Origin of the sequence: Vibrio sp. TH_r3 (assembly GCF_033101115.1) — a bacterium.
Taxonomy (GTDB): Bacteria; Pseudomonadota; Gammaproteobacteria; order Enterobacterales; family Vibrionaceae; genus Vibrio.
In genome coordinates, this window is record NZ_JAWMPW010000107.1 from 1 (window position 1) to 258 (window position 258).

Below are 258 nucleotides of genomic sequence, written 5' to 3' on the forward strand. Positions count from 1 at the left end.
CCGTAGTTGAGCTCTTTCATAAACCAACTTAAAGACCATAATCGTGTACGCCATATCTCAATGATTTCGTGACACTTTCTTTGCTCTGCTTGGCTGGTTAGCTGATGGTTCAGCCAACGTTGAATTAAATCGGGCAGTTTATGTTGAAACTGCCACCGTTGAACTATGCCTAACTGAGACAGTGCGTTAGCTTTATCGCGATTAATATGTACCACTAAATGATAGTGATTATGCATCACGGCATAGGCACAAATATCA

1 pseudogene is annotated in these 258 nt (G+C 41.1%); it reads right to left on the minus strand.

What is annotated here, in order from left to right:
- Window positions 1-258: pseudogene (locus R3X26_RS18990) on the minus strand (transposase); the annotation flags it as partial.